The 19,008-nt window shown below is 72.9% G+C and carries 15 protein-coding genes and 1 other RNA gene; 14 read left to right on the top strand and 2 right to left on the bottom strand.

The window, feature by feature from the left end:
- Window positions 1-280 precede the first annotated feature (280 nt).
- The 3 genes from ACH5AR_RS26865 (at window position 281) to prfB (ending at window position 4,945) form a co-directional block, all read left to right on the top strand.
- A complete protein-coding gene (locus ACH5AR_RS26865) occupies window positions 281-2,182 on the top strand; it encodes a serine/threonine-protein kinase (RefSeq protein ID WP_396304074.1) in 1,902 nt (633 codons plus the stop codon).
- A gap of 256 nt (window positions 2,183-2,438) precedes the next feature.
- Window positions 2,439-3,692 (top strand): serine/threonine-protein kinase, encoded by a 1,254-nt coding sequence (locus tag ACH5AR_RS26860; protein ID WP_396304073.1) that lies wholly within the window; start codon window positions 2,439-2,441, stop codon window positions 3,690-3,692.
- Between the two features lie 140 nt (window positions 3,693-3,832).
- Window positions 3,833-4,945 carry a peptide chain release factor 2 gene (gene prfB / locus ACH5AR_RS26855; RefSeq protein WP_396304072.1) on the top strand — a complete coding sequence of 371 codons (1,113 nt, stop codon included), beginning with the start codon at window positions 3,833-3,835 and terminating at the stop codon, window positions 4,943-4,945.
- Window positions 4,946-5,014: 69 nt separating this feature from the next.
- Here prfB and ACH5AR_RS26850 read toward each other — a convergent pair whose 3' ends face one another.
- Window positions 5,015-5,209, bottom strand: a complete 195-nt coding sequence (locus ACH5AR_RS26850; RefSeq protein ID WP_396304071.1) for a hypothetical protein — start codon at window positions 5,207-5,209, stop codon at window positions 5,015-5,017.
- Window positions 5,210-5,558: 349 nt separating this feature from the next.
- Here ACH5AR_RS26850 and ftsE point away from each other — a divergent pair, with 349 nt between their 5' ends.
- The 8 genes from ftsE to ACH5AR_RS26810 all read left to right on the top strand — a co-directional run bounded on the left by ftsE (window position 5,559) and on the right by ACH5AR_RS26810 (window position 14,546).
- Window positions 5,559-6,248 carry a cell division ATP-binding protein FtsE gene (gene ftsE, locus ACH5AR_RS26845; RefSeq protein WP_030059730.1) on the top strand — a complete coding sequence of 230 codons (690 nt, stop codon included), beginning with the start codon at window positions 5,559-5,561 and terminating at the stop codon, window positions 6,246-6,248.
- Between the two features lie 78 nt (window positions 6,249-6,326).
- The gene (ftsX, locus tag ACH5AR_RS26840) at window positions 6,327-7,238 is read left to right on the top strand and encodes a permease-like cell division protein FtsX (protein WP_396304070.1); all 912 of its coding nucleotides are present in this window, start codon (window positions 6,327-6,329) and stop codon (window positions 7,236-7,238) included.
- A gap of 113 nt (window positions 7,239-7,351) precedes the next feature.
- A complete protein-coding gene (locus tag ACH5AR_RS26835; protein ID WP_396304069.1) occupies window positions 7,352-8,488 on the top strand; it encodes a S41 family peptidase in 1,137 nt (378 codons plus the stop codon).
- 44 nt (window positions 8,489-8,532) lie between these two features.
- Window positions 8,533-9,009: an SsrA-binding protein SmpB gene (smpB, locus tag ACH5AR_RS26830; protein ID WP_396304068.1), complete on the top strand. Its 477-nt coding sequence runs from the start codon at window positions 8,533-8,535 to the stop codon at window positions 9,007-9,009.
- Between the two features lie 87 nt (window positions 9,010-9,096).
- Window positions 9,097-9,478: a transfer-messenger RNA gene (ssrA, locus tag ACH5AR_RS26825) on the top strand.
- Window positions 9,479-9,629: 151 nt separating this feature from the next.
- Entirely contained in the window at window positions 9,630-11,933 is a 2,304-nt protein-coding gene (locus ACH5AR_RS26820; RefSeq protein ID WP_396304067.1) for a HelD family protein, read from the top strand.
- A 347-nt stretch (window positions 11,934-12,280) separates the two neighbouring features.
- On the top strand, window positions 12,281-13,753 hold the full coding sequence (locus ACH5AR_RS26815) for an NAD-dependent malic enzyme (RefSeq protein ID WP_396304066.1): 1,473 nt from the start codon (window positions 12,281-12,283) through the stop codon (window positions 13,751-13,753).
- Window positions 13,754-14,261: 508 nt separating this feature from the next.
- The gene (locus tag ACH5AR_RS26810) at window positions 14,262-14,546 is read left to right on the top strand and encodes an HU family DNA-binding protein (RefSeq protein WP_030242980.1); all 285 of its coding nucleotides are present in this window, start codon (window positions 14,262-14,264) and stop codon (window positions 14,544-14,546) included.
- A 79-nt stretch (window positions 14,547-14,625) separates the two neighbouring features.
- On the opposite strand, the gene murA is transcribed toward ACH5AR_RS26810, so the two are convergent.
- Window positions 14,626-15,966: a UDP-N-acetylglucosamine 1-carboxyvinyltransferase gene (murA, locus tag ACH5AR_RS26805; protein WP_396304065.1), complete on the bottom strand. Its 1,341-nt coding sequence runs from the start codon at window positions 15,964-15,966 to the stop codon at window positions 14,626-14,628.
- Window positions 15,967-16,269: 303 nt separating this feature from the next.
- Between murA and ACH5AR_RS26800 the strand changes: the two genes are divergently transcribed.
- From ACH5AR_RS26800 to ACH5AR_RS26790, 3 genes are all read left to right on the top strand, one after another.
- The gene (locus ACH5AR_RS26800; RefSeq protein ID WP_396304064.1) at window positions 16,270-16,854 is read left to right on the top strand and encodes a YqgE/AlgH family protein; all 585 of its coding nucleotides are present in this window, start codon (window positions 16,270-16,272) and stop codon (window positions 16,852-16,854) included.
- Between the two features lie 63 nt (window positions 16,855-16,917).
- Window positions 16,918-17,196, top strand: a complete 279-nt coding sequence (locus ACH5AR_RS26795) for a DUF3039 domain-containing protein (protein WP_316528933.1) — start codon at window positions 16,918-16,920, stop codon at window positions 17,194-17,196.
- 91 nt (window positions 17,197-17,287) lie between these two features.
- On the top strand, window positions 17,288-18,898 hold the full coding sequence (locus tag ACH5AR_RS26790; RefSeq protein WP_396304063.1) for a beta-N-acetylhexosaminidase: 1,611 nt from the start codon (window positions 17,288-17,290) through the stop codon (window positions 18,896-18,898).
- The last annotated feature ends 110 nt before the right edge of the window (window positions 18,899-19,008 follow it).

The raw sequence follows: 19,008 nt of genomic DNA, 5'->3' as shown, positions 1-19,008 counted from the left end.
CGTCGAGGACGGTCCGCGCACCGTACCGGATTTGACGATCTTGCGATCACCGCCGTCACAGGGGCGACGGGGAGTCAGGTCGACGGGCCCCGCGCGGCGCCCCGGGGACCTTCCCTAGGGGATCTCCCCCAACCCTTCCCCAGACCGTGCGGATGGCCTACCGGCCACCTCAAAAACCCGGGAGGACACCGTTAGAGTGGCCGCAGACACGGGCCCGGCAGGCTCACCGCACCGGCGGAGGAGCGCCCCGCGCGGGCGGCACGGCGAGGAGTGCGACAAGGTGCGGCCAGTCGGCAGCAAGTATCTGCTGGATGAGACCCTCGGGCGGGGTGCGACCGGCACCGTCTGGCGCGGCGTGGTGCGCGAGGACGTCCAGGTGCCGGGCTGCGTGCCCGGGCAGCGGGTGGCGATCAAGGTGCTGCGCGAGGAGCTGGCCGCCGACCCCGACGTGGTGATGCGCTTCCTGCGCGAGCGCTCCCTGCTGCTGCGGCTGACCCACCCCAACATCGTCCGGGTCCGCGACCTGGTCGTCGAGGGCGAGCTGCTGGCCCTGGTGATGGACCTGGTGGAGGGCCCCGACCTGGCCCGCTACCTGCGCGCCAACGGTCCGTTCAGCCCGATCGCCGGCGCCCTGCTGATGGCCCAGGTCGCGGACGCGCTGGCGGCCAGCCACGCGGACGGGATCGTCCACCGCGACCTCAAGCCGGCCAACGTCCTGCTCGCCTCCACGGTGGTGGACGGCGCCGAGCGGATGCACCCGCTGCTGACCGACTTCGGCATCGCCAGGCTGGCCGACTCCCCGGGCGTCACCCGGACCCACGAGTTCGTGGGCACCCCCGCCTACGTGGCGCCGGAGTCCGCCGAGGGCCGCCCGCAGACCTCCGCGGTGGACGTGTACGGCGCCGGGATCATGCTGTACGAGCTGGTCACCGGCCGTCAGCCGTTCCAGGGCGACAGCGCGCTCGCCGTGCTCCAGGCCCACCTGGCCCAGGAGCCGCAGCGGCCCAGCACCATGCCGGAGCCGCTCTGGACGGTGATCGAGCGCTGCCTGCGCAAGGACCCGGCCCAGCGGCCGGGCGCCACCTCGCTGGCCCGCGCGCTGCGGGTGGTCGCGGCCGGGGTCGGCGTGCACGCCTCCCCGGCGGCGGTGGACGAGGCGCTGGCGGTCGGCGCGCTGCTGCTGCCGGACCCGCAGCCGACCGCGGTGCCCGCCAACGGGCCGGTTCCGCCCGCGACGCTGCCGGGCGCCATGGCCCCGGGCACCGAGGACCGCACCCAGGTGCTGCCGCCGGCGACCGGCGGGCAGTACGACCCGGCCGCGGCGACCAGGGTGATGGGCACCCAGCCGCCGCCGGCGCCCCCGCAGGGCGCCGCGGACCGCACCCAGGTGCTGCCGCCGGCCGCCGTACCGCCGCCCCCGCCCGCCGCGCCGCCGCAGGAGGAGGCGCCGCACCCGTGGCAGACCCAGCTGCGCGCGGCGCGGGACCGCAACCAGCAGACCCAGGTCGGCTACTTCGGCCCGGAGGACTTCGAGGACCGCCCGGAGCCGCAGGTCGCCCCGCCGCCGTACCAGGCCGGGCAGGGCGGCCACCCCGGCCAGGGGCGCCCGCCGGGCCACGGTGCCCCGGCCGGACGCCCGGGGCCGCAGCCGCCCGGCGGCTACCGGCAGCCCCCGCCCGGCTACGCCCAGCGCCCGCCGGTCGCCCCGCCGCCCTACCAGGCGGGCCAGGGCGGCCGGGGCGCGCAGCGGGGCCAGGGCGGACCGGGCGGCCAGGGCGGCCGTCCGCAGCCGCCCGGCGGCTACCGCCCGGCGCCGCCCGGGTACGGGCAGCCGCAGGGCGGCTACCCGCCGCCGCCCGCGCCCACCCCGGTGCCGCGCCGCTCCGAGCCGCCCGCGCCGCAGTACCGGGAGGCCCCGCCGCAGCGCCGCGAGGAGCCGCCGGCCCCGGCCCGCCGCGAGCCCGCGCCGGCCCGCGAGCCGCGCCCGCGCAGCCGCAACCGGATGTACATCCCGGGGCTCGGCTGCCTCAAGGGCTGCCTGATGGTGCTGCTGGTGCTGACCCTGGCCGGGGTGGCGCTGTGGAACTTCACGTCGCTGCCCCAGTACTGGGACAACGTGGTGGGCTGGTTCGACTCGGCGCGCGACTGGGTGGGCGGCCTCGTCGGCAGTTCCGGGAACTGACACCGGCCGACCGGGGCAGCGGGGCCGGCGCCACGGGACGGGGGAGCGGGCGGGCCCGGCGCGCCCGCCGGTGCCGAGCCGGGCGCCAGGATTGACGCTTTGTCGACAATTGGCGAGATTTCTCGCCCGAGACTCCCGCCCCGGGCCCCTCGGGCGGCCCCCGCGGGCCTCCGGGCGCGTAGGTTGGTCGCTGTTGTCCCGCCCCACCGAGCGCGCCGGACCCCCGGAGCGCTCCCGCGCCGCCCACGGAGCAGCATTGGCACGCAAGATCGGCAGCCGGTACACCGTCCACCAGGTGATCGGCCGGGGTTCGGCCGGGACGGTCTGGCTCGGTGAGGGGCCCGACGGCCCGGTGGCGGTCAAGCTGCTGCGCGAGGACCTCGCCGCCGACCAGGTGCTGGTCGGCCGCTTCGTCCAGGAGCGCACCGCGCTGACCAGCCTCGACCACCCCCGGGTGGTCGGCGTGCGCGACATGGTGGTGGACGGCAGCGACCTCGCCCTGGTGATGGAGCTGGTCCAGGGCACCGACCTGCGCTCCCGGCTGGAGCGGGACGGCGCGCTGCCGCCGCAGACCGCCGCCTCGATCATCGCCGACGTCGCCGACGGCCTCGCCGCCGCGCACGCCGCCGGAATCGTCCACCGCGACGTCAAGCCGGAGAACGTCCTGCTCGACCTCGCCGCCGCCCCCGGCCCGGGCGGCGCCCCGCGCGCCAAGCTCACCGACTTCGGGGTGGCCCGCCTGGTCGACGCCCCGCGCCGCACCCGGGCGACCCGGATCATCGGCACCCCCGACTACCTCGCCCCCGAGATCATCGAGGGCCTGGAGCCGCGCGCCGCCGTGGACATCTACGCCCTCGCCACCGTGCTGTACGAGCTGCTGGCCGGCTTCACCCCGTTCGGCGGCGGGCACACCGGCGCGGTGCTGCGCCGCCACGTCACCGAGCAGGTGCCGCCGATCCCGGGCCTGCCGGACGGGCTGTGGCGGATCATCTCCGAGTGCCTGGCCAAGGCCCCGGCCTCCCGGCTGCGCGCCGCCGAGCTGGCCTCCCGGCTGCGCGAGCAGCTGCCCTCGCTGGCCGGCCTGCCGGTGCTCGCCGTGCCCGGCCAGGGCCGCGCCCCGGCCGAGGAGCAGCTGACCCCCGGCGAGGCCGTCTACGCGGAGGTGGACGCCGGCCCGGGCACCCACAAGCGCCGCCGCGGCCCGGCCGTCCCGCTGGTGCCCGGCGCCGCCCCGGACTCCACCCGGGACACCCACACCAGCCTGCGCCGCCCCTCCGCCGACGAGCTGGCCGCCTACGCGGTCGAGTCCCGTGCCCAGCGCGCCGCCCCGGGCCACCGCCGGGACCGCCAGGCACTGCTGCGCCGCCGCCGGCTGCTGGCCGTGCTGATCGCCACCGTGCTGCTGCTGGCGGGCGCCGCCGCGGCCTGGACGGCCTTCGCGGCCACCGTCCCGGACGGCGGGCACCCGGGCCGTCCGGCGGTGTCGGGCCCGGGCCCGCGGGCGCCGTAGCCGCGGCCGCCGCGACCGAGCCGTACCGCCCCCGCGACCCGGCCGTACCGCTCCCGCGCCCCGGCGGTGGCGCGGGCCCGGACGCCGGGGAAACCGGGGGTGTCGTCATGACCACTGCCGGAACCATTACCCTGGGGGGCGTGGCAGCCGTCGATCCTTCCGAAGAGCTCAAGAACCTCGATACGACCATGGGGTCGATCGAGGCCGTCCTCGACCTGGACAAGATCCGGGCCGACATCGCGGTCCTGGAGGAGGAGGCAGCCGCCCCCACCCTGTGGGACGACGTCGCGAACGCGCAGAAGGTGACCAGCCGGCTCTCCTTCCTCCAGGGCGAACTGCGCCGGGTGGAGAGCCTGCGCAGCCGCATCGACGACCTGGGCGTCCTGTTCGAGCTGGCCGAGGACGAGGACGACGCGGACACCCGCGCCGAGGCCGCGACCGAGCTCGTCGCCCTCCAGAAGGCCGTCGAGGAGCTGGAGGTCCGCACCCTCCTGTCCGGCGAGTACGACGCGCGCGAGGCGCTGATCAACATCCGTGCCGAGGCCGGCGGCGTGGACGCCGCCGACTTCGCCGAGCAGCTGATGCGCATGTACCTGCGCTGGGCCGAGCGGCACGGGTACCCCACCGAGGTGTACGACACGTCGTACGCCGAAGAGGCCGGCATCAAGTCCGCGACCTTCACCGTGAAGGCGCCGTACGCCTACGGGACCCTCTCGGTCGAGCAGGGCACCCACCGCCTGGTGCGCATCTCCCCGTTCGACAACCAGGGCCGCCGGCAGACCTCCTTCGCCGGTGTCGAGGTGCTCCCGGTCGTCGAGCAGGCCGACCACGTCGACATCGACGAGGGCGACCTGCGGGTCGACGTCTACCGCGCCTCCGGCCCCGGCGGCCAGGGCGTCAACACCACCGACTCGGCGGTGCGCATCACCCACCTCCCGACCGGGATCGTGGTCTCCTGCCAGAACGAGCGCTCGCAGATCCAGAACAAGGCGTCCGCGATGAACGTCCTCCAGGCCAAGCTGCTGGAGCGGCGCCGCCAGGAGGAGAAGGCGGCGATGGACGCGCTCAAGGACAGCGGCAGCTCCTGGGGCAACCAGATGCGCTCCTACGTGCTGCACCCGTACCAGATGGTGAAGGACGTCCGCACCGCGTACGAGGCCGGCAACCCGCAGGCCGTGCTGGACGGCGACATCGACGGCTTCATCGAGGCCGGGATCCGCTGGCGCAAGCAGCGCGAGACCAGCGCGGAGTAGCACCACCCACCGAGCACGCAGAAGGCCCCCGACCGCAGTGGTCGGGGGCCTTCCGTACGTCCGGAAAGGTCAGGCCAGGGCCTGCCGTGCGATCAGCGCCACCGCGAGCAGCCCGGCCAGCAGGGCCAGCAGCATCGCGGGGGAGAGCGCGGTGAACGGCCCCTGCTGCTCCTGGAGCCGGGCCCGGTTGGCCCGGCAGACCGGGCAGCGCCCGTCGCTGACGCGGCCGTTGCAGTTGGCGCACACCAGATGGTCGCAGGTCATGCGATCTCCTCCTCGCTGCTACAGCCAACGCACCGGACGGGGCTTTGGTTCCACGCACTGCCCTGTGCGGGGGAGCGGCCGCGGCGCGGCGCCCCCTCCACTCTGCCAGGTTCCGGCGGTTCCGGCGCCCGGGCTGTGAGATGCCTCCCAATATTCGGGGCATAAGCGGACATTCTCCCCCGGAATCCTCCGATTGTCATCGGCGGCCCCTGCGGGCCGGTTGCCGATTCGCGTATGGTCCGAGTCCGGGAGCGGCCCTCTGCGCTCCTTTCGCCCGCCCCCGGACCGGGCCTCGGGGGCGGACCGACCGAGGACTGGCGCCGCCTAGGATGGCCTCCGTGATGCAGCCGTGATCAGATTCGACAACGTCTCCAAGACCTATCCCAAGCAGAACCGTCCCGCCCTGGACAACGTCTCGCTGGAGATCGAGAAGGGTGAGTTCGTCTTCCTGGTCGGCTCGTCCGGCTCCGGGAAGTCCACCTTCCTGCGCCTGTGCCTGCGCGAGGAGCGCCCCTCCACCGGCGCGGTGCACGTGCTGGGCAAGGACCTCGGCAAGCTGTCCAACTGGAAGGTGCCGCACATGCGCCGCCAGCTGGGCACCGTCTTCCAGGACTTCCGCCTGCTGCCGAACAAGACGGTCGCGCAGAACGTCGCCTTCGCCCTGGAGGTGATCGGCAAGCCCAAGAGCGCCATCAACAAGGTGGTGCCCGAGGTGCTGGAGCTGGTCGGCCTCGGCGGCAAGGAGGACCGCATGCCGGGCGAGCTGTCCGGTGGTGAGCAGCAGCGCGTGGCGATCGCCCGCGCCTTCGTGAACCGGCCGATGCTGCTGATCGCGGACGAGCCCACCGGCAACCTCGACCCGCAGAACTCGGTCGGCATCATGAAGCTGCTCGACCGCATCAACCGCACCGGCACCACGGTGCTGATGGCCACCCACGACCAGGCCATCGTCGACCAGATGCGCAAGCGCGTCATCGAGCTCGACAAGGGGCTGCTCGTCCGCGACCAGGCCCGCGGCGTCTACGGGTACCAGCACTGACCGACCAGCGCTGACCGTAGGGCCGCAGGCCCAGGACCGCCAGACCAGAGCAGTACCGACCCTGGAGTTGTCAACCGCATGCGTGCCCAGTTCGTCCTGTCGGAGATCGGTGTGGGTCTCCGACGCAACCTGACCATGACCATCGCGGTCGTGGTCAGCGTCGCGCTCTCCCTCGCCCTCGCCGGCTCCTCGCTCCTGGTCCGCGACCAGGTGAACTCCATGAAGGGGTACTGGTACGACAAGGTCGAGGTGAGCATCTACTTCTGCACCAAGGCGGACGCCCGGAACTCGCCCCAGTGCGACAAGGGCGCGGCCACCGACCAGCAGGTCCAGGACATCAAGGACCAGCTGGACAAGATGACCTCGGTGGTCCAGTCGTCCACCTACGAGAGCTCGGCCGAGGCGTACAAGCACTGGAAGGAGATGAACCCGGACAACCCGCTCATCTCCGTCCTGGGCCCGGACGCCATGCCGCAGTCCTGGCGGGTCAAGCTCAACGACCCGACCAAGTACGACGTGATCCAGAGCGCCTTCGCCGGCAAGCCCGGCGTCAAGTCGGTCGAGGACCAGCGGAAGATCCTGGAGAACCTCTTCGGCCTGCTCAACGGCCTCCAGACGGCGGCCTTCGTGATCATGGTGCTGATGCTGTTCGTCGCCCTGCTGCTGATCGTCAACACCGTGCGGGTGTCGGCGTACAGCCGTCGGCGCGAGACCGGGATCATGCGCCTGGTCGGTGCCTCGAACTTCTACGTCCAGATGCCGTTCATCGCCGAGGCCGCCTTCTCCGCGCTGCTCGGCGCGGTGATGGCCTCCGGCCTGCTGATCGGCGGGCACTTCTTCGTCCAGAACTGGCTGGCCGACCGCGTCCAGTTCATCCACTTCATCGGGCTCGGCTCGGTGCTGGCGGTGATACCGCTGCTGATCGTGGTGGGTATGGGCATGGCCGGGGTCGCGGCGTTCTTCACGCTGCGCAAGTACCTCAAGGTCTGATCCCCGCACGCCCCTTCGGCCCCGGACGGCACTGCGCCGTCCGGGGCCGTCGGCGTTCCGCGGTCCTGCGTTCCGGTCCGTCCCGCGCGCGGCGGTGTCTACACTCCGGTGACATGCTGCAAACTCCGCGCACGGCCCGCCAGGTGGCCGCGCTCAGCCTGGTGTTCGGGGCCGTCCTGCTGGCCGGCGCGGCCACCGGCGCCTGGGGCGGCCCGGACGACGCGCCGCACCGCCCCTCCGCCGACGCCGCCCGGGCCACCGGCGGCCTCCCGGCCGACCCGGCCGGCGCCGCGCTGTCCGAGCAGCAGGCCGAGCACCTGCTGGCGGCCGGCGGCGACCGCTGGGGCGCGTACTACAGTGCCCAGGAGTACGCGGAGTTCAGCCAGGGCCTGGACGGCCGGTACGCGGGCGTCGGCCTGTCGGTCGGCCGCGGCCAGGACGGCGTCACCGAGGTCTCCCAGGTCTCGCCGGGCGGCCCGGCCGCCGCCGCCGGGATCGCCCCGGGCGACCGGCTGGTGCGGATCGGCGAGGACCAGGCCGACCACCTGCCGGTCACCGAGGTCGTCGCCCGGCTGCGCGGCCGGGGCGAGGAGCGCCGGGCCGGCTCCGAGGTCACCCTGGCCGTCCGGCGCGGCGAGGGCGAGGAGCGCGAACTGCGGCTGCGGCGCGTGCTGCTGGACAGCCGGCAGGTCGCCGCGGAGCAACTGGGCAAGGGCGTGCTGCGGGTGACGGTGCGCGCCTTCACCAGCGGCGTGGCCGAGCAGGTGCGCGCCGCGCTGCGCGCCCCGCACACCGGCGTGGTGCTCGACCTGCGCGGCAACTCCGGCGGGTTGGTCGACGAGGCGGCCGGCACCGCCGCCGTCTTCCTGGACGGCGGCACCGTCGGCTCGTACCAGGAGCGCGGCGGGACGAGGGAGTTGACCGCCCCGCCCGGCGGCGACCAGCGCACCCCGCTGGTGCTGCTGGTGGACGGCGGCACGATGAGCGCCGCCGAACTGCTGGCCGGCGCCCTCCAGGACCGCAGCCGTGCCGTGGTGGTGGGCTCGCGGACCTTCGGCAAGGGCACCGTCCAGCAGCCGAGCCGGCTCGCCGACGGCGCCGTGCTGGAGCTCACCGTCGGGCGGTACTACACCCCGGCCGGACGCTCGCTGGACGGCACCGGCCTCACCCCCGACGTCCCGGCAGGCTCGGGCGAGGAGGCCGACGGGCTCGCCCTGCGGGTCCTCGCCGGGCTGGGCACCCGCGCCTAAAGCAGCTGCCCGATCCGGCCCCGGGGTGCGAGAATGTCCGCGTTATGGCAAAGGAAACCGGACAGAAGCTGATCGCGCAGAACAAGAAGGCGCGGCACGAGTACACGATCCTCGACACCTACGAGTGCGGGCTCGTCCTCACCGGGACGGAGGTCAAGTCGCTGCGCGAGGGGCGGGCCAACCTGGTCGACGGCTACGCCTACATCCAGAACCACGAGGCGTGGATCGACAACGTCTTCATCCCCGAGTACACCCAGGGGACGTGGACCAACCACGCGGCCCGGCGCAAGCGCAAGCTGCTGCTGCACAAGCTGGAGATCCGCAAGATCGAGACCAAGGTCCGCGACGCGGGCCACACGCTCGTCCCGCTCTCGCTGTACTTCAAGGACGGCCGGGTGAAGCTCGAACTGGCGCTCGCGGTCGGCAAGAAGCTCTACGACAAGCGCCAGACGCTGCGGGAGAAGCAGGACATCCGCGAGACGGCCCGCGCGGTGGCGGCGGCCCGCCGGCGCCAGGGTTAATCCGCTGGACCCTCGCCCGTCGCCTCGCGTACTATGGCGCAAGCGACACGGACGGTCCGCCGTCCGAGCTGTTTCTCAACAAAACATGGGGATGATCGGTTTCGACAGGGGATGTTGAAACAGGGGAAGCGAGCCGAGGAACGCGGCAATGATCTCGTAAACCACGTGTCGCAAAAAAATAATCGCCAACTCTAAGCGCGATTCCCAGCAGTTCGCTCTCGCTGCCTAATAAGCACCGATAGCGCTTGGGTGTCAGACCGGGGAGTTCCCGACCCGGACCCTGGCATAATCTAGGGAACTCAACCGTCCACCCGGGCTGCGGGGGTGGACGGGAAACCAAACAGCAGCTGGGCCTGTTGGCGGCTTGTCCGCGTGACCGCCAGGGCCGAGAAAAGCACAGCGGACTGCGCTCGGAGAAGCCCTGAATTGACTCCACTGGACCCGGGTTCGATTCCCGGCATCTCCACCACCCCATGTTGACGCCGAAGGCCGTCCTCCGTTCCGCGGAGGGCGGCCTTCGGCTTTTGTACGTTCCGGAGCAGCGCGGCCGGGGGGTCGCGGCGTAGGATCATCCGTCCGCTCGTTTTCCGGAGCGGGATTCCGCCGCAACCACCGAGGCCATGCAGAGCAACAAGGACACCACCCCCACGGCCGACCACGAGACCGTCCGCACACGCGAGATCGCCGGTGAGCAGCAGCACCTCGACACCGTGTACCACCGGTTGGAGGAGAAGCTCGCCGAGGCCGAGTACATCCTGGAGGACGCCGCCAAGCGGGTCCAGGTCGGCACCCCCGGCGCGCTCGCCGAACGCGACGCCCAGGTCTACCGGGCCGGAGCCCACCTCCAGCGACTGAACAGCGAGTTCGAGGACTTCCTGTTCGGCCGGATCGACCTCCAGCGGGCGGACGCCCCGGAAGAGCACGGCATCCCGTCGAACACCCCCCTCGACCCGGCCGACCCGGCCGTCGCCGAGACCCTCCACATCGGCCGCCTCGGCGTGCTGGACGCCGAGTACGGCCCGCTGGTGATCGACTGGCGCGCACCCGCCGCCGCCCCGTTCTACCGCGCCACACCGGTCGAGCCCGGCCGGGTGATCCGCCGCCGGGTGATCCGCTCCAAGGGCCGCAAGGTGATCGGGGTCGAGGACGACCTGCTGCGCCCGGACCTCACCCCGACCCTGGACGGCGAGGAGCTGGCCGTGGTCGGCGACGGCGCGCTGATGGCCTCGCTGGGCCGCGCCCGCAGCCACTCGATGCGCGACATCGTGTCCTCCATCCAGAAGGAGCAGGACGAGGTGATCCGCGCCCCCGCCGCGGGCGCCACCCTCGTCACCGGCGGCCCCGGCACCGGCAAGACCGCCGTCGCCCTGCACCGCGCCGCCTACCTGCTCTACCAGGACCGCCGGCGCTACGCCGGGGGCATCCTGGTCGTCTCGCCGACCCCGCTGCTGGTCTCCTACACCGAGGGCGTGCTGCCCGCGCTGGGGGAGGAGGGCCAGGTCGCCATCCGGGCGGTCGGCTCGCTGGTGGACGGCATCGAGGCGGGCACCTACGACACCCCCGAGGCGGCCCGGGTCAAGGGGTCGGCCCGGATGGTGCAGCTGCTGCGCCGGGCCGCCCGGGCGGCCCTGGAGCTGGGCGCGCCGCAGGAGCTCAAGGTGGTCGCGCGGGGCGAGGTGCTCAAGCTGGACGCCTCCCGGCTGAAGGCCGTGCGCGCCAACGTGCTGGGCTCCGGCGGCACCCCGCTCAACCTGCTGCGCCCGCGCGCCCGCCGGCTGCTGCTGGACGCCCTGTGGCAGCAGGCCGTCAGGGACCTGCCGAAGCCGGCCGACCACTACGCGCGCGAGCAGCGCCAGGAGGAGAAGGAGTCCTTCGACGAGTACGTCTCGGACGAGGCGTCCTTCCTGGACTTCCTGGACGCCTGGTGGCCGGCGGTGACCCCGCGCCGGGTGCTCGGCACGCTGAGGCAGCACCGGCACACCAACCGGATCGCCCGCCGCGCCGTCACCCCGGACGAGGCCAGGCTGCTGGCCGCCTCCTGGCGGCACCTGTCGGCGCAGGGCGAGGGTGCGCTGTCCGCGCACGACGTGGCGCTGGTCGACGAGCTCCGGGTGCTGCTCGGCGAGCCGAGCCGCCCGAAGGTCCGCGAGGTGGACGCGGTGGACCTGCTGAGCGGCCTGGAGGAGGTCACCACCTTCGCCGACCGCAGCGCCCGCCAGCGCGACCGCCAGCCGGTCGAGCGCCGGGAGTACGCGCACATCATCGTGGACGAGGCCCAGGACCTCACCCCGATGCAGTGGCGGATGATCGGCCGCCGGGCCCGGACGGCCACCTGGACGATCGTGGGGGACCCGGCGCAGTCCTCCTGGCCGTTCCCGCAGGAGGCCCAGGCCGCCCTGGACGAGGTGCTGGCCGGCAAGCCGCGCCGCCGCTTCACGCTGACCGTGAACTACCGCAACCCGGCCGAGATCGCCGAGGTCGCGGCCAAGGTGCTGGCACTGGCCGCGCCGGGCACCCCGTCGCCGAGCGCGGTGCGCCGGGTGGGCGTGCAGCCGCGCTTCGCGGCCGTCACCGACCCGGCCCCGGAGGCCTTCGGCAAGGCGGCCCGGGCCGAGCTGGAGCTGCTGCTGGCCGAGGTGGACGGCACCGTGGCGGTCGTGGTGCCGATGGACCGCCGGGCCGAGGCGGCCGGCTGGGCCGAGGGCCTGGGCGAGCGCGTGGTGGTGCTGGGCAGCCTGGAGGCCAAGGGCCTGGAGTACGACGCGACGGTGGTGGCCGACCCGACCGGCATCGCCGGCGAGTCGGAGGCCGGCCTGCGGGTGCTCTACGTCGCGCTGACCCGCGCGACCCAGCGGCTCACCGTGCTCTCCGGCCCGGACGACCTGCCGGACGCGGCCGGCGTGCCCGCGCTGCTGCACGGCTGACGGCCCCACGGAAGAAGGCCCCTCACCGGCTGGTGAGGGGCCTTCTGACGTTTGAACACCGACCCGCCATGCTCGCCTCGCGGCAAGTGGTCCCTCGAAGGGACGAAGGTTGGGCCCGGGGGCTTGGATCGAGCCGGTGCCTGTCCAATGTAACGCATCGGCCGGGAGAGGCAAGGAGTGGACGGCGGGAGGCGGCGGCCGCCGGGTGGGATTGTCGGATCCGCACACTCAATGAACGTTATTTCTGGCTGACCCTTGGAAGGTGCGACGATCGAGGTCTAGCATGCGCAGGCGATGCCTTCAACAAAATGTTGAGCCTGCGGGACAGACGGAAGAAGGAAGCGTCGATGGCGACGGTGCCCAGTGTCTCCAACTCGATCACGGTACGGCTGGAGGTCCCGGCCCGGGGCAACGCCGTCAGTGCGATCACCACGGCCGTGGAGTCCTCCGGCGGATCGGTGACCGGTCTCGACGTCACCGCCTCCGGCCTGGAGGCGCTGCGGATCGACGTGACGGTGGCGGCCTCCTCGGTCGCGCACGGCGAGGAGATCGTCGAGAAGCTGCGCACGATCGACGGCGTGGCGATCGGCAAGGTCTCCGACCGCACCTTCCTGATGCACCTCGGCGGCAAGATCGAGATGTCGTCCAAGCTGCCGATCCGCAACCGTGACGACCTCAGCATGATCTACACCCCGGGTGTGGCCCGGGTCTGCATGGCGATCGCGGAGAACCCCGAGGACGCCCGCCGGCTGACCATCAAGCGCAACAGCGTCGCCGTGGTCACCGACGGCTCGGCGGTGCTGGGCCTGGGCAACATCGGCCCGGAGGCCGCGCTGCCGGTCATGGAGGGCAAGGCGGCCCTGTTCAAGCGCTTCGCCGGGATCGACGCCTGGCCGATCTGCCTGGACACCCAGGACACCGACGAGATCGTGGCGATCGTCAGGGCGATCGCCCCGGGCTTCGCCGGGATCAACCTGGAGGACATCTCCGCGCCGCGCTGCTTCGAGATCGAGGCCCGGCTGCGCGAGGCCCTGGACATCCCGGTCTTCCACGACGACCAGCACGGCACCGCGATCGTGGTGCTGGCCGCCCTCACCAACGCGCTGAAGGTGGTCGGCAAGGAGATCGGCGACATCCGCGTGGTGATGTCGGGCGCCGGCGCGGCCGGCACCGCGATCCTCAAGCTGCTGATGGCGGCCGGCGTCGAGCACGCCACCGTGGCGGACGTGCACGGCGTGGTGCACCTGGGCCGCGAGGACCTCACCGAGAGCCTGCGCTGGATCGCCGAGCACACCAACCGCTCGGGCCGCACCGGCAGCCTCAAGGAGGCCGTGGCGGGCGCCGACGTGTTCATCGGCGTCTCGGCCCCGAACGTCCTGGACGGCGACGACCTGGCCACCATGGCGCAGGACGCGATCGTCTTCGCGCTGGCCAACCCGGACCCGGAGGTCGACCCGGCGGTCGCCCGGCAGACCGCCGCCGTGGTCGCCACCGGCCGCAGCGACTTCCCCAACCAGATCAACAACGTGCTGGTGTTCCCGGGCGTGTTCCGCGGCCTGCTGGACGCCCAGAGCCGCACCGTCAACACCGAGATGATGATCGCCGCCGCCCGGGCGCTGGCCACCACCGTGGCCGACGACGAGCTGAACGCCAACTACATCATCCCGAGCGTGTTCCACAAGGACGTGGCCAAGACCGTCGCCTCCGCGGTGCGCGAGGCGGCCCTGGCCGGGCCCCAGGAGGCCCGTGAGCCGTCCCGCCCGACCCCGGGCATCGTCGGCACCCTGGACACCGCCGCGTTCCCCGTCGTCAAGCTCTGACGACGGGATCGGGCGACGTGTCGTAGATCGCTCAAATGTGCGAATAGTGGTCATACCCGCCCAGCCCGCCCCGAACCCTTGCGACACAAGGGCGAGGGGCGTGTTTGGGCTTGTCAGTCCTAGGGCGTACCGTAGCCCTGCACGGGGCAGGCGTGTCCGACAAGTACGGAACGTCCCCCTGGTCTTCCGGCGTGTCGTCCCGACCGCCGTCCGCGCCCGGTCCGCCGGAGCCGACGGAGCGTCACACCTCCGACGGGCGGGCGATGTTCGGGGGGCTCGGCCGGGGCCCGATTGGCTTTCTCGGGGCCGGTCGGGGCAGGATTCGTTCCCAGGCGGGCGGGCGGGCCTTCGACGGCACCGGCGCGCGGCATCGGGTGCGGACCCGGCCTGCGACCACGCATTGCCTGCATGAGCACAGTGTGCGGACCTGCGGCCCATCCGGGTGCCCCCCGGTGGGAGCACCGATGGGCCCCCGCGCACCGCAAGCGAACAGACCACAGGAGTACACATGAACCGCAGTGAGCTGGTGGCCGCGCTGTCCGAGCGCGCCGAGGTGACCCGCAAGGACGCCGACGCCGTTCTGGCCGCCTTCGCCGAGATCGTCGGCGAGGTCGTCGCCAAGGGCGACGAGAAGGTCACCATCCCCGGTTTCCTGACCTTCGAGCGCACCCACCGCGCGGCCCGTACCGCCCGCAACCCGCAGACCGGCGAGCCGATCCAGATCGCCGCGGGCTACAGCGCCAAGGTGAGCGCCGGCTCCAAGCTGAAGGAAGCCGCCAAGGGCGCTGCCTGAGCCACCCCTTGAACGCCCGAGAGGCCGGGCTCCCCGCTGGGGAGCCCGGCCTCTCGCCGTCTCGCGGTGGGCGCGACGGTCAGGCGTCGACGAGCTGCTCGCTGGGCAGCTCGACGTGGGCGCCCAGGTCGCGCAGCTTGTCCATGAAGTTCTCGTAGCCGCGGTTGATCAGGTCGATGCCGTGCACCGTCGAGGTGCCCTCGGCCGCCAGCGCCGCGATCAGGTACGAGAAGCCGCCGCGCAGGTCCGGGATGACCAGCTCGGAGCCGATCAGCTTGGACGGGCCGGAGACGACCGCGGAGTGCAGGAAGTTGCGCGCGCCGAAGCGGCACGGGGTGCCGCCCAGGCACTCGCGGTAGAGCTGGATGTGCGCGCCCATCTGGTTCAGCGCCCCGGTGAAGCCGAGCCGCGACTCGTACACCGTCTCGTGGACGATGGACAGGCCGGTGGCCTGGGTCAGCGCGACGACCAGCGGCTGCTGCCAGTCGGTCTGGAAGCCCGGGTGGACGTCGGTCTCCAGGGCGATCGCCTTGAGCTCGCCGCCCGGGTGCCAGAAGCGGATGCCCTCGTCGTCCACCTCGAAGGCGCCGCCGACCTTCCGGAAGGTGTTCAGGAAGGTCATCATCTCCAGCTGGCGGGCGCCGCGGACGTAGATGTCGCCCCTGGTGGCCAGCGCGGCGCAGGCCCAGGAGGCGGCCTCCAGGCGGTCCGGCAGCGCGCGGTGGTTGTAGCCGTTGAGCTCGTCGACACCGGTGATCAGGATGGTCCGGTCGGTGCCCAGGGTGATGATCGCGCCCATCTTCTGCAGCACGCAGATCAGGTCGACGATCTCCGGCTCGATGGCCGCGTTGCGCAGCTCGGTGACGCCCTCGGCCAGGACGGCGGTGAGCAGCACCTGCTCGGTCGCGCCGACCGAGGGGTAGGGCAGCTCGATCTTGGTGCCGCGCAGCCGCTGCGGGGCGACCAGGTAGGTCCCCTGCGGGTGCTTCTCGATGGTGGCGCCGAACTGGCGCAGCACCTCGAAGTGGAAGTCGACCGGGCGGCCGCCGATGTCGCAGCCGCCGAGGCCGGGGATGAAGGCGTGGCCCAGGCGGTGCAGCAGCGGGCCGCAGAACAGGATCGGGATCCGCGAGGAGCCGGCGTGCGCGTCGATGTCGGCGACGTTGGCGCTCTCGACGTGCGAGGGGTCGAGGATCAGCTCGCCGTCCTCGTCACCGGTGCGCACGGTCACGCCGTGCAGCTGCAGCAGTCCGCGGACCACCTTGACGTCGCGGATGTCCGGGACGTTGCGCAGTCTGCTGGGGCCCTGCCCGAGGAGGGCGGCGACCATGGCCTTGGGCACCAGGTTCTTCGCACCGCGGACGCGGATCTCGCCTTCGAGCGGGTTTCCGCCATGGACCAGCAGGACGTCGTCGGTCATCGTTCTCGCAATCCGGGGTGCCAGAGGAGTCGGGGGAAGGGGGCTCCGGGAGAGAGCCGGTGGTGGACCGGTCGTACGGGCGCGTTCGGGCCCCCGGCGAAACCGAGTCGGCACCGTATAAGGGCGTCCACCAGACGTAGATGGTAGTAGGCGCGCCGTTGGTTCCCGTGAGCCTCTCCCGTGATGGTGCTCTCTCCGGGCCCGGGCCCGCGCCCCGGTACGGCCGTACGGGTGTTCGTCGGCGTGGCGCGTTTCGGCATGTTGCGGTGTCCGAGCGGTGCCGTTCTGCGGGATCATGTGGGCATGACGGCGGCCCATTCGCTCGGAGGCCGGTCCCACACCGGCCGTCTGCTCGTCGCGACGCCCCTGCTCACCGACCCGAACTTCGCGCGGGCGGTGGTGCTGCTCCTCGACCACGACGCCGAGGGGGCGCTCGGCGTGGTCCTCAACCGGCCGACGCCGGTCGAGGTGGGAAGCGTGCTGGACGGGTGGAACAGACTCGTCGGCCAGCCGGCCGTGGTGTTCCAGGGCGGTCCGGTGGCGCTGGACTCGGCGCTCGGCCTCGCGGTGGCGCCGGGGGAGCCGGGCACCGGGGAGCCGCTCGGCTGGCGCCGGGTGCACGGCGCGATCGGCCTGGTGGACCTGGAGGCGCCGCCCGAGGTGATGGCCGGCGAGCTGGGCAGCCTGCGGATCTTCGCCGGGTACGCCGGCTGGTCGCCGGGGCAGCTGGAGGCGGAGCTGGAGACCGGCGCCTGGTACCTGGTGGACTGCGAGCCCGGGGACGTCTCCAGCCCCGAGCCGGAGCGGCTGTGGCGTTCGGTGCTGCGCCGCCAGCGCGGCCCGCTGGCGCTGCTGGCGACCTACCCGGACGACCCGACGATGAACTGACCCGACCGGCCCGGCGCCGCGACACTGGCCGGGTTTCCGGGGGCGCCCATAGACTTGGCACCCATGAGCACTCTTGAGCCCGAGCGCGGCCTCGGCACCGGCACCCTGGTCGAGCCCGTCCCCCAGGTGTCCCACGGGGACGGCGACCACGAGCGCTTCGCGCACTACGTCCAGAAGGACAAGATCATGGAGAGCGCGCTCTCCGGCTCTCCCGTGGTGGCGCTGTGCGGCAAGGTGTGGGTGCCCGGGCGCGACCCGAAGAAGTACCCGGTCTGCCCGATGTGCAAGGAGATCTACGACGGCATCGGCAAGCCGCAGGGCGGCGACGGCGAGAACAAGTAGTCCGCGGCACTCCGCAGGACGCCGTTTTGCATAGCACCAGGGTTCCGCCAGTGGTCTATGCCAATCGTTCGGGCGTGGGCAGGATGTCGGAATGGACCTCATTCCCGCACCTTCGAGTGCCGTGCGCCGCCCGGACGAGGACTTCCCGCTCGACGCCGCCACCACGCTGACCGCACCCCCCGCGCTGGCCGACGCCGAGCGCTGGCTGCGGACCACGCTGTCCGCCGCCACCGGGCTGCCGCTCGGGCCGGGCCGGCCGGGCGAGGGCATCGAGCTGGTCCAGGACGGGACGCTCGCCGCCGAGGCGTACCGGATCACGGTGCGCCCCGGCCACGCCCTGCTCGCCGCGGGCGGCCCGGCCGGTGCCCTGTGGGGCGCGCAGACCCTGCGGCAGCTGCTCGGGCCGGACGCCTACCGCCGCTCGCCGCTGCGCCGGGAGGGCTGGGTGCTGCCCGGCGCCGACATCGCGGACGCCCCCCGGTTCGGCTGGCGCGGCGCCCTGCTCGACGTCGCCCGGCACTTCCTGCCCAAGTCGGACGTGCTGCGCTTCGTCGACCTGCTGGCCGCGCACAAGCTCAACGTGCTGCACCTGCACCTGACCGACGACCAGGGCTGGCGGATCGAGATCAAGCGGTACCCGAGGCTGACCGAGCGGGGAGCCTGGCGGGACCGCTCGATGGTCGGCTACCGGGCCGGCGGGCGCCGCGACGACCGCCCGCACGGCGGCTACTACACCCAGGACGACCTGCGGGAGATCGTCGCCTACGCCGCCGCGCGCGGGGTGACCGTCGTCCCGGAGGTCGACCTGCCCGGCCACACCCAGGCCGCCGTGGCCGCCTACCCCGAGCTGGGCAACACCGACGTGGTGGACACCGCGGCGCTCGGCGTCTGGACGGACTGGGGGGTGAGCCACAACGTGCTCAACGCCTCCGAGGAGACCCTGCGCTTCTTCGAGGGCGTGCTGGAGGAGGTCCTGGAGGTCTTCCCGTCCGAGTTCGTCCACCTCGGCGGCGACGAGTGCCCCAAGGAGCAGTGGAAGGACAGCGCCGCCGCGCAGGCGCGGATCCGCGAGCTGGGCCTGGCCAACGAGGACGAGCTGCAGAGCCACCTGATCCGGCACTTCGACCGCTGGCTGGCCGAGCGCGGCCGCCGGCTGATCGGCTGGGACGAGATCCTGGAGGGCGGGCTGGCGCCGGGCGCCGCGGTCTCCTCCTGGCGCGGCTTCGGCGGCGGGATCGCCGCCGCGAAGGCCGGGCACGACGTGGTGATGTGTCCCGAGCAGCACGTCTACTTCGACCACCGGCAGGCGGACGGGCCGGACGAGCCGATCCCGGTCGGCTTCGTGCGCACCCTGGAGGACGTCTACCGCTTCGAGCCCGTCCCGGCCCAGCTGGACGAGGCCGCCGCCCGGCACGTGATCGGCACCCAGGCCAACCTGTGGAGCGAGTTCATGGACAGCGCCCGGGACATCGACTACCGGGCCTTCCCCCGGCTGGTCGCCTTCGCCGAGGTCGCCTGGTCCGAGCTGCCCGCCGAGCCGGCCGAGCGGGACTTCGCGGGCTTCGAGCAGCGGCTGACGACCCACCTGAAGGCCCTGGACGCGCTCGGCGTGGAGTACCGCCCGGCGGACGGGCCGCACCCGTGGCAGCGCTGGCCCGGGGTGGCCGGCCGGCCGCTCGACGGGCCGCCGCCGGTGCGTTAGTCGTACTCACCGGGAACTTCTGAGCGGTCATCCGACGTCAAGAACTGATGAACATCTGCCCTGGCCCGGAGCGGGTCGGGGCAGATACCGCCCGGTATCAGTCCCAATCG

It is taken from the genome of Kitasatospora sp. NPDC018619 (assembly GCF_044391605.1).
Taxonomy (GTDB): Bacteria; Actinomycetota; Actinomycetes; order Streptomycetales; family Streptomycetaceae; genus Kitasatospora.
This window is presented reverse-complemented; position numbering and strand designations above follow the sequence as displayed.

Excerpts from the sequence above, each read along its gene's own strand:
- ACH5AR_RS26850 (WP_396304071.1), bottom strand. The coding sequence starts at position 5,209 with ATGACCTGCGACCATCTGGTGTGCGCCAACTGCAACGGCCGCGTCAGC.
- ftsX (WP_396304070.1), top strand. The coding sequence starts at position 6,327 with ATGCGTGCCCAGTTCGTCCTGTCGGAGATCGGTGTGGGTCTCCGACGC.
- ACH5AR_RS26835 (WP_396304069.1), top strand. The coding sequence starts at position 7,352 with ATGCTGCAAACTCCGCGCACGGCCCGCCAGGTGGCCGCGCTCAGCCTG.
- smpB (WP_396304068.1), top strand. The coding sequence starts at position 8,533 with ATGGCAAAGGAAACCGGACAGAAGCTGATCGCGCAGAACAAGAAGGCG.
- ACH5AR_RS26820 (WP_396304067.1), top strand. The coding sequence starts at position 9,630 with ATGCAGAGCAACAAGGACACCACCCCCACGGCCGACCACGAGACCGTC.
- ACH5AR_RS26815 (WP_396304066.1), top strand. The coding sequence starts at position 12,281 with ATGGCGACGGTGCCCAGTGTCTCCAACTCGATCACGGTACGGCTGGAG.
- ACH5AR_RS26810 (WP_030242980.1), top strand. The coding sequence starts at position 14,262 with ATGAACCGCAGTGAGCTGGTGGCCGCGCTGTCCGAGCGCGCCGAGGTG.
- murA (WP_396304065.1), bottom strand. The coding sequence starts at position 15,966 with ATGACCGACGACGTCCTGCTGGTCCATGGCGGAAACCCGCTCGAAGGC.
- ACH5AR_RS26800 (WP_396304064.1), top strand. The coding sequence starts at position 16,270 with ATGACGGCGGCCCATTCGCTCGGAGGCCGGTCCCACACCGGCCGTCTG.
- ACH5AR_RS26795 (WP_316528933.1), top strand. The coding sequence starts at position 16,918 with ATGAGCACTCTTGAGCCCGAGCGCGGCCTCGGCACCGGCACCCTGGTC.
- ACH5AR_RS26790 (WP_396304063.1), top strand. The coding sequence starts at position 17,288 with ATGGACCTCATTCCCGCACCTTCGAGTGCCGTGCGCCGCCCGGACGAG.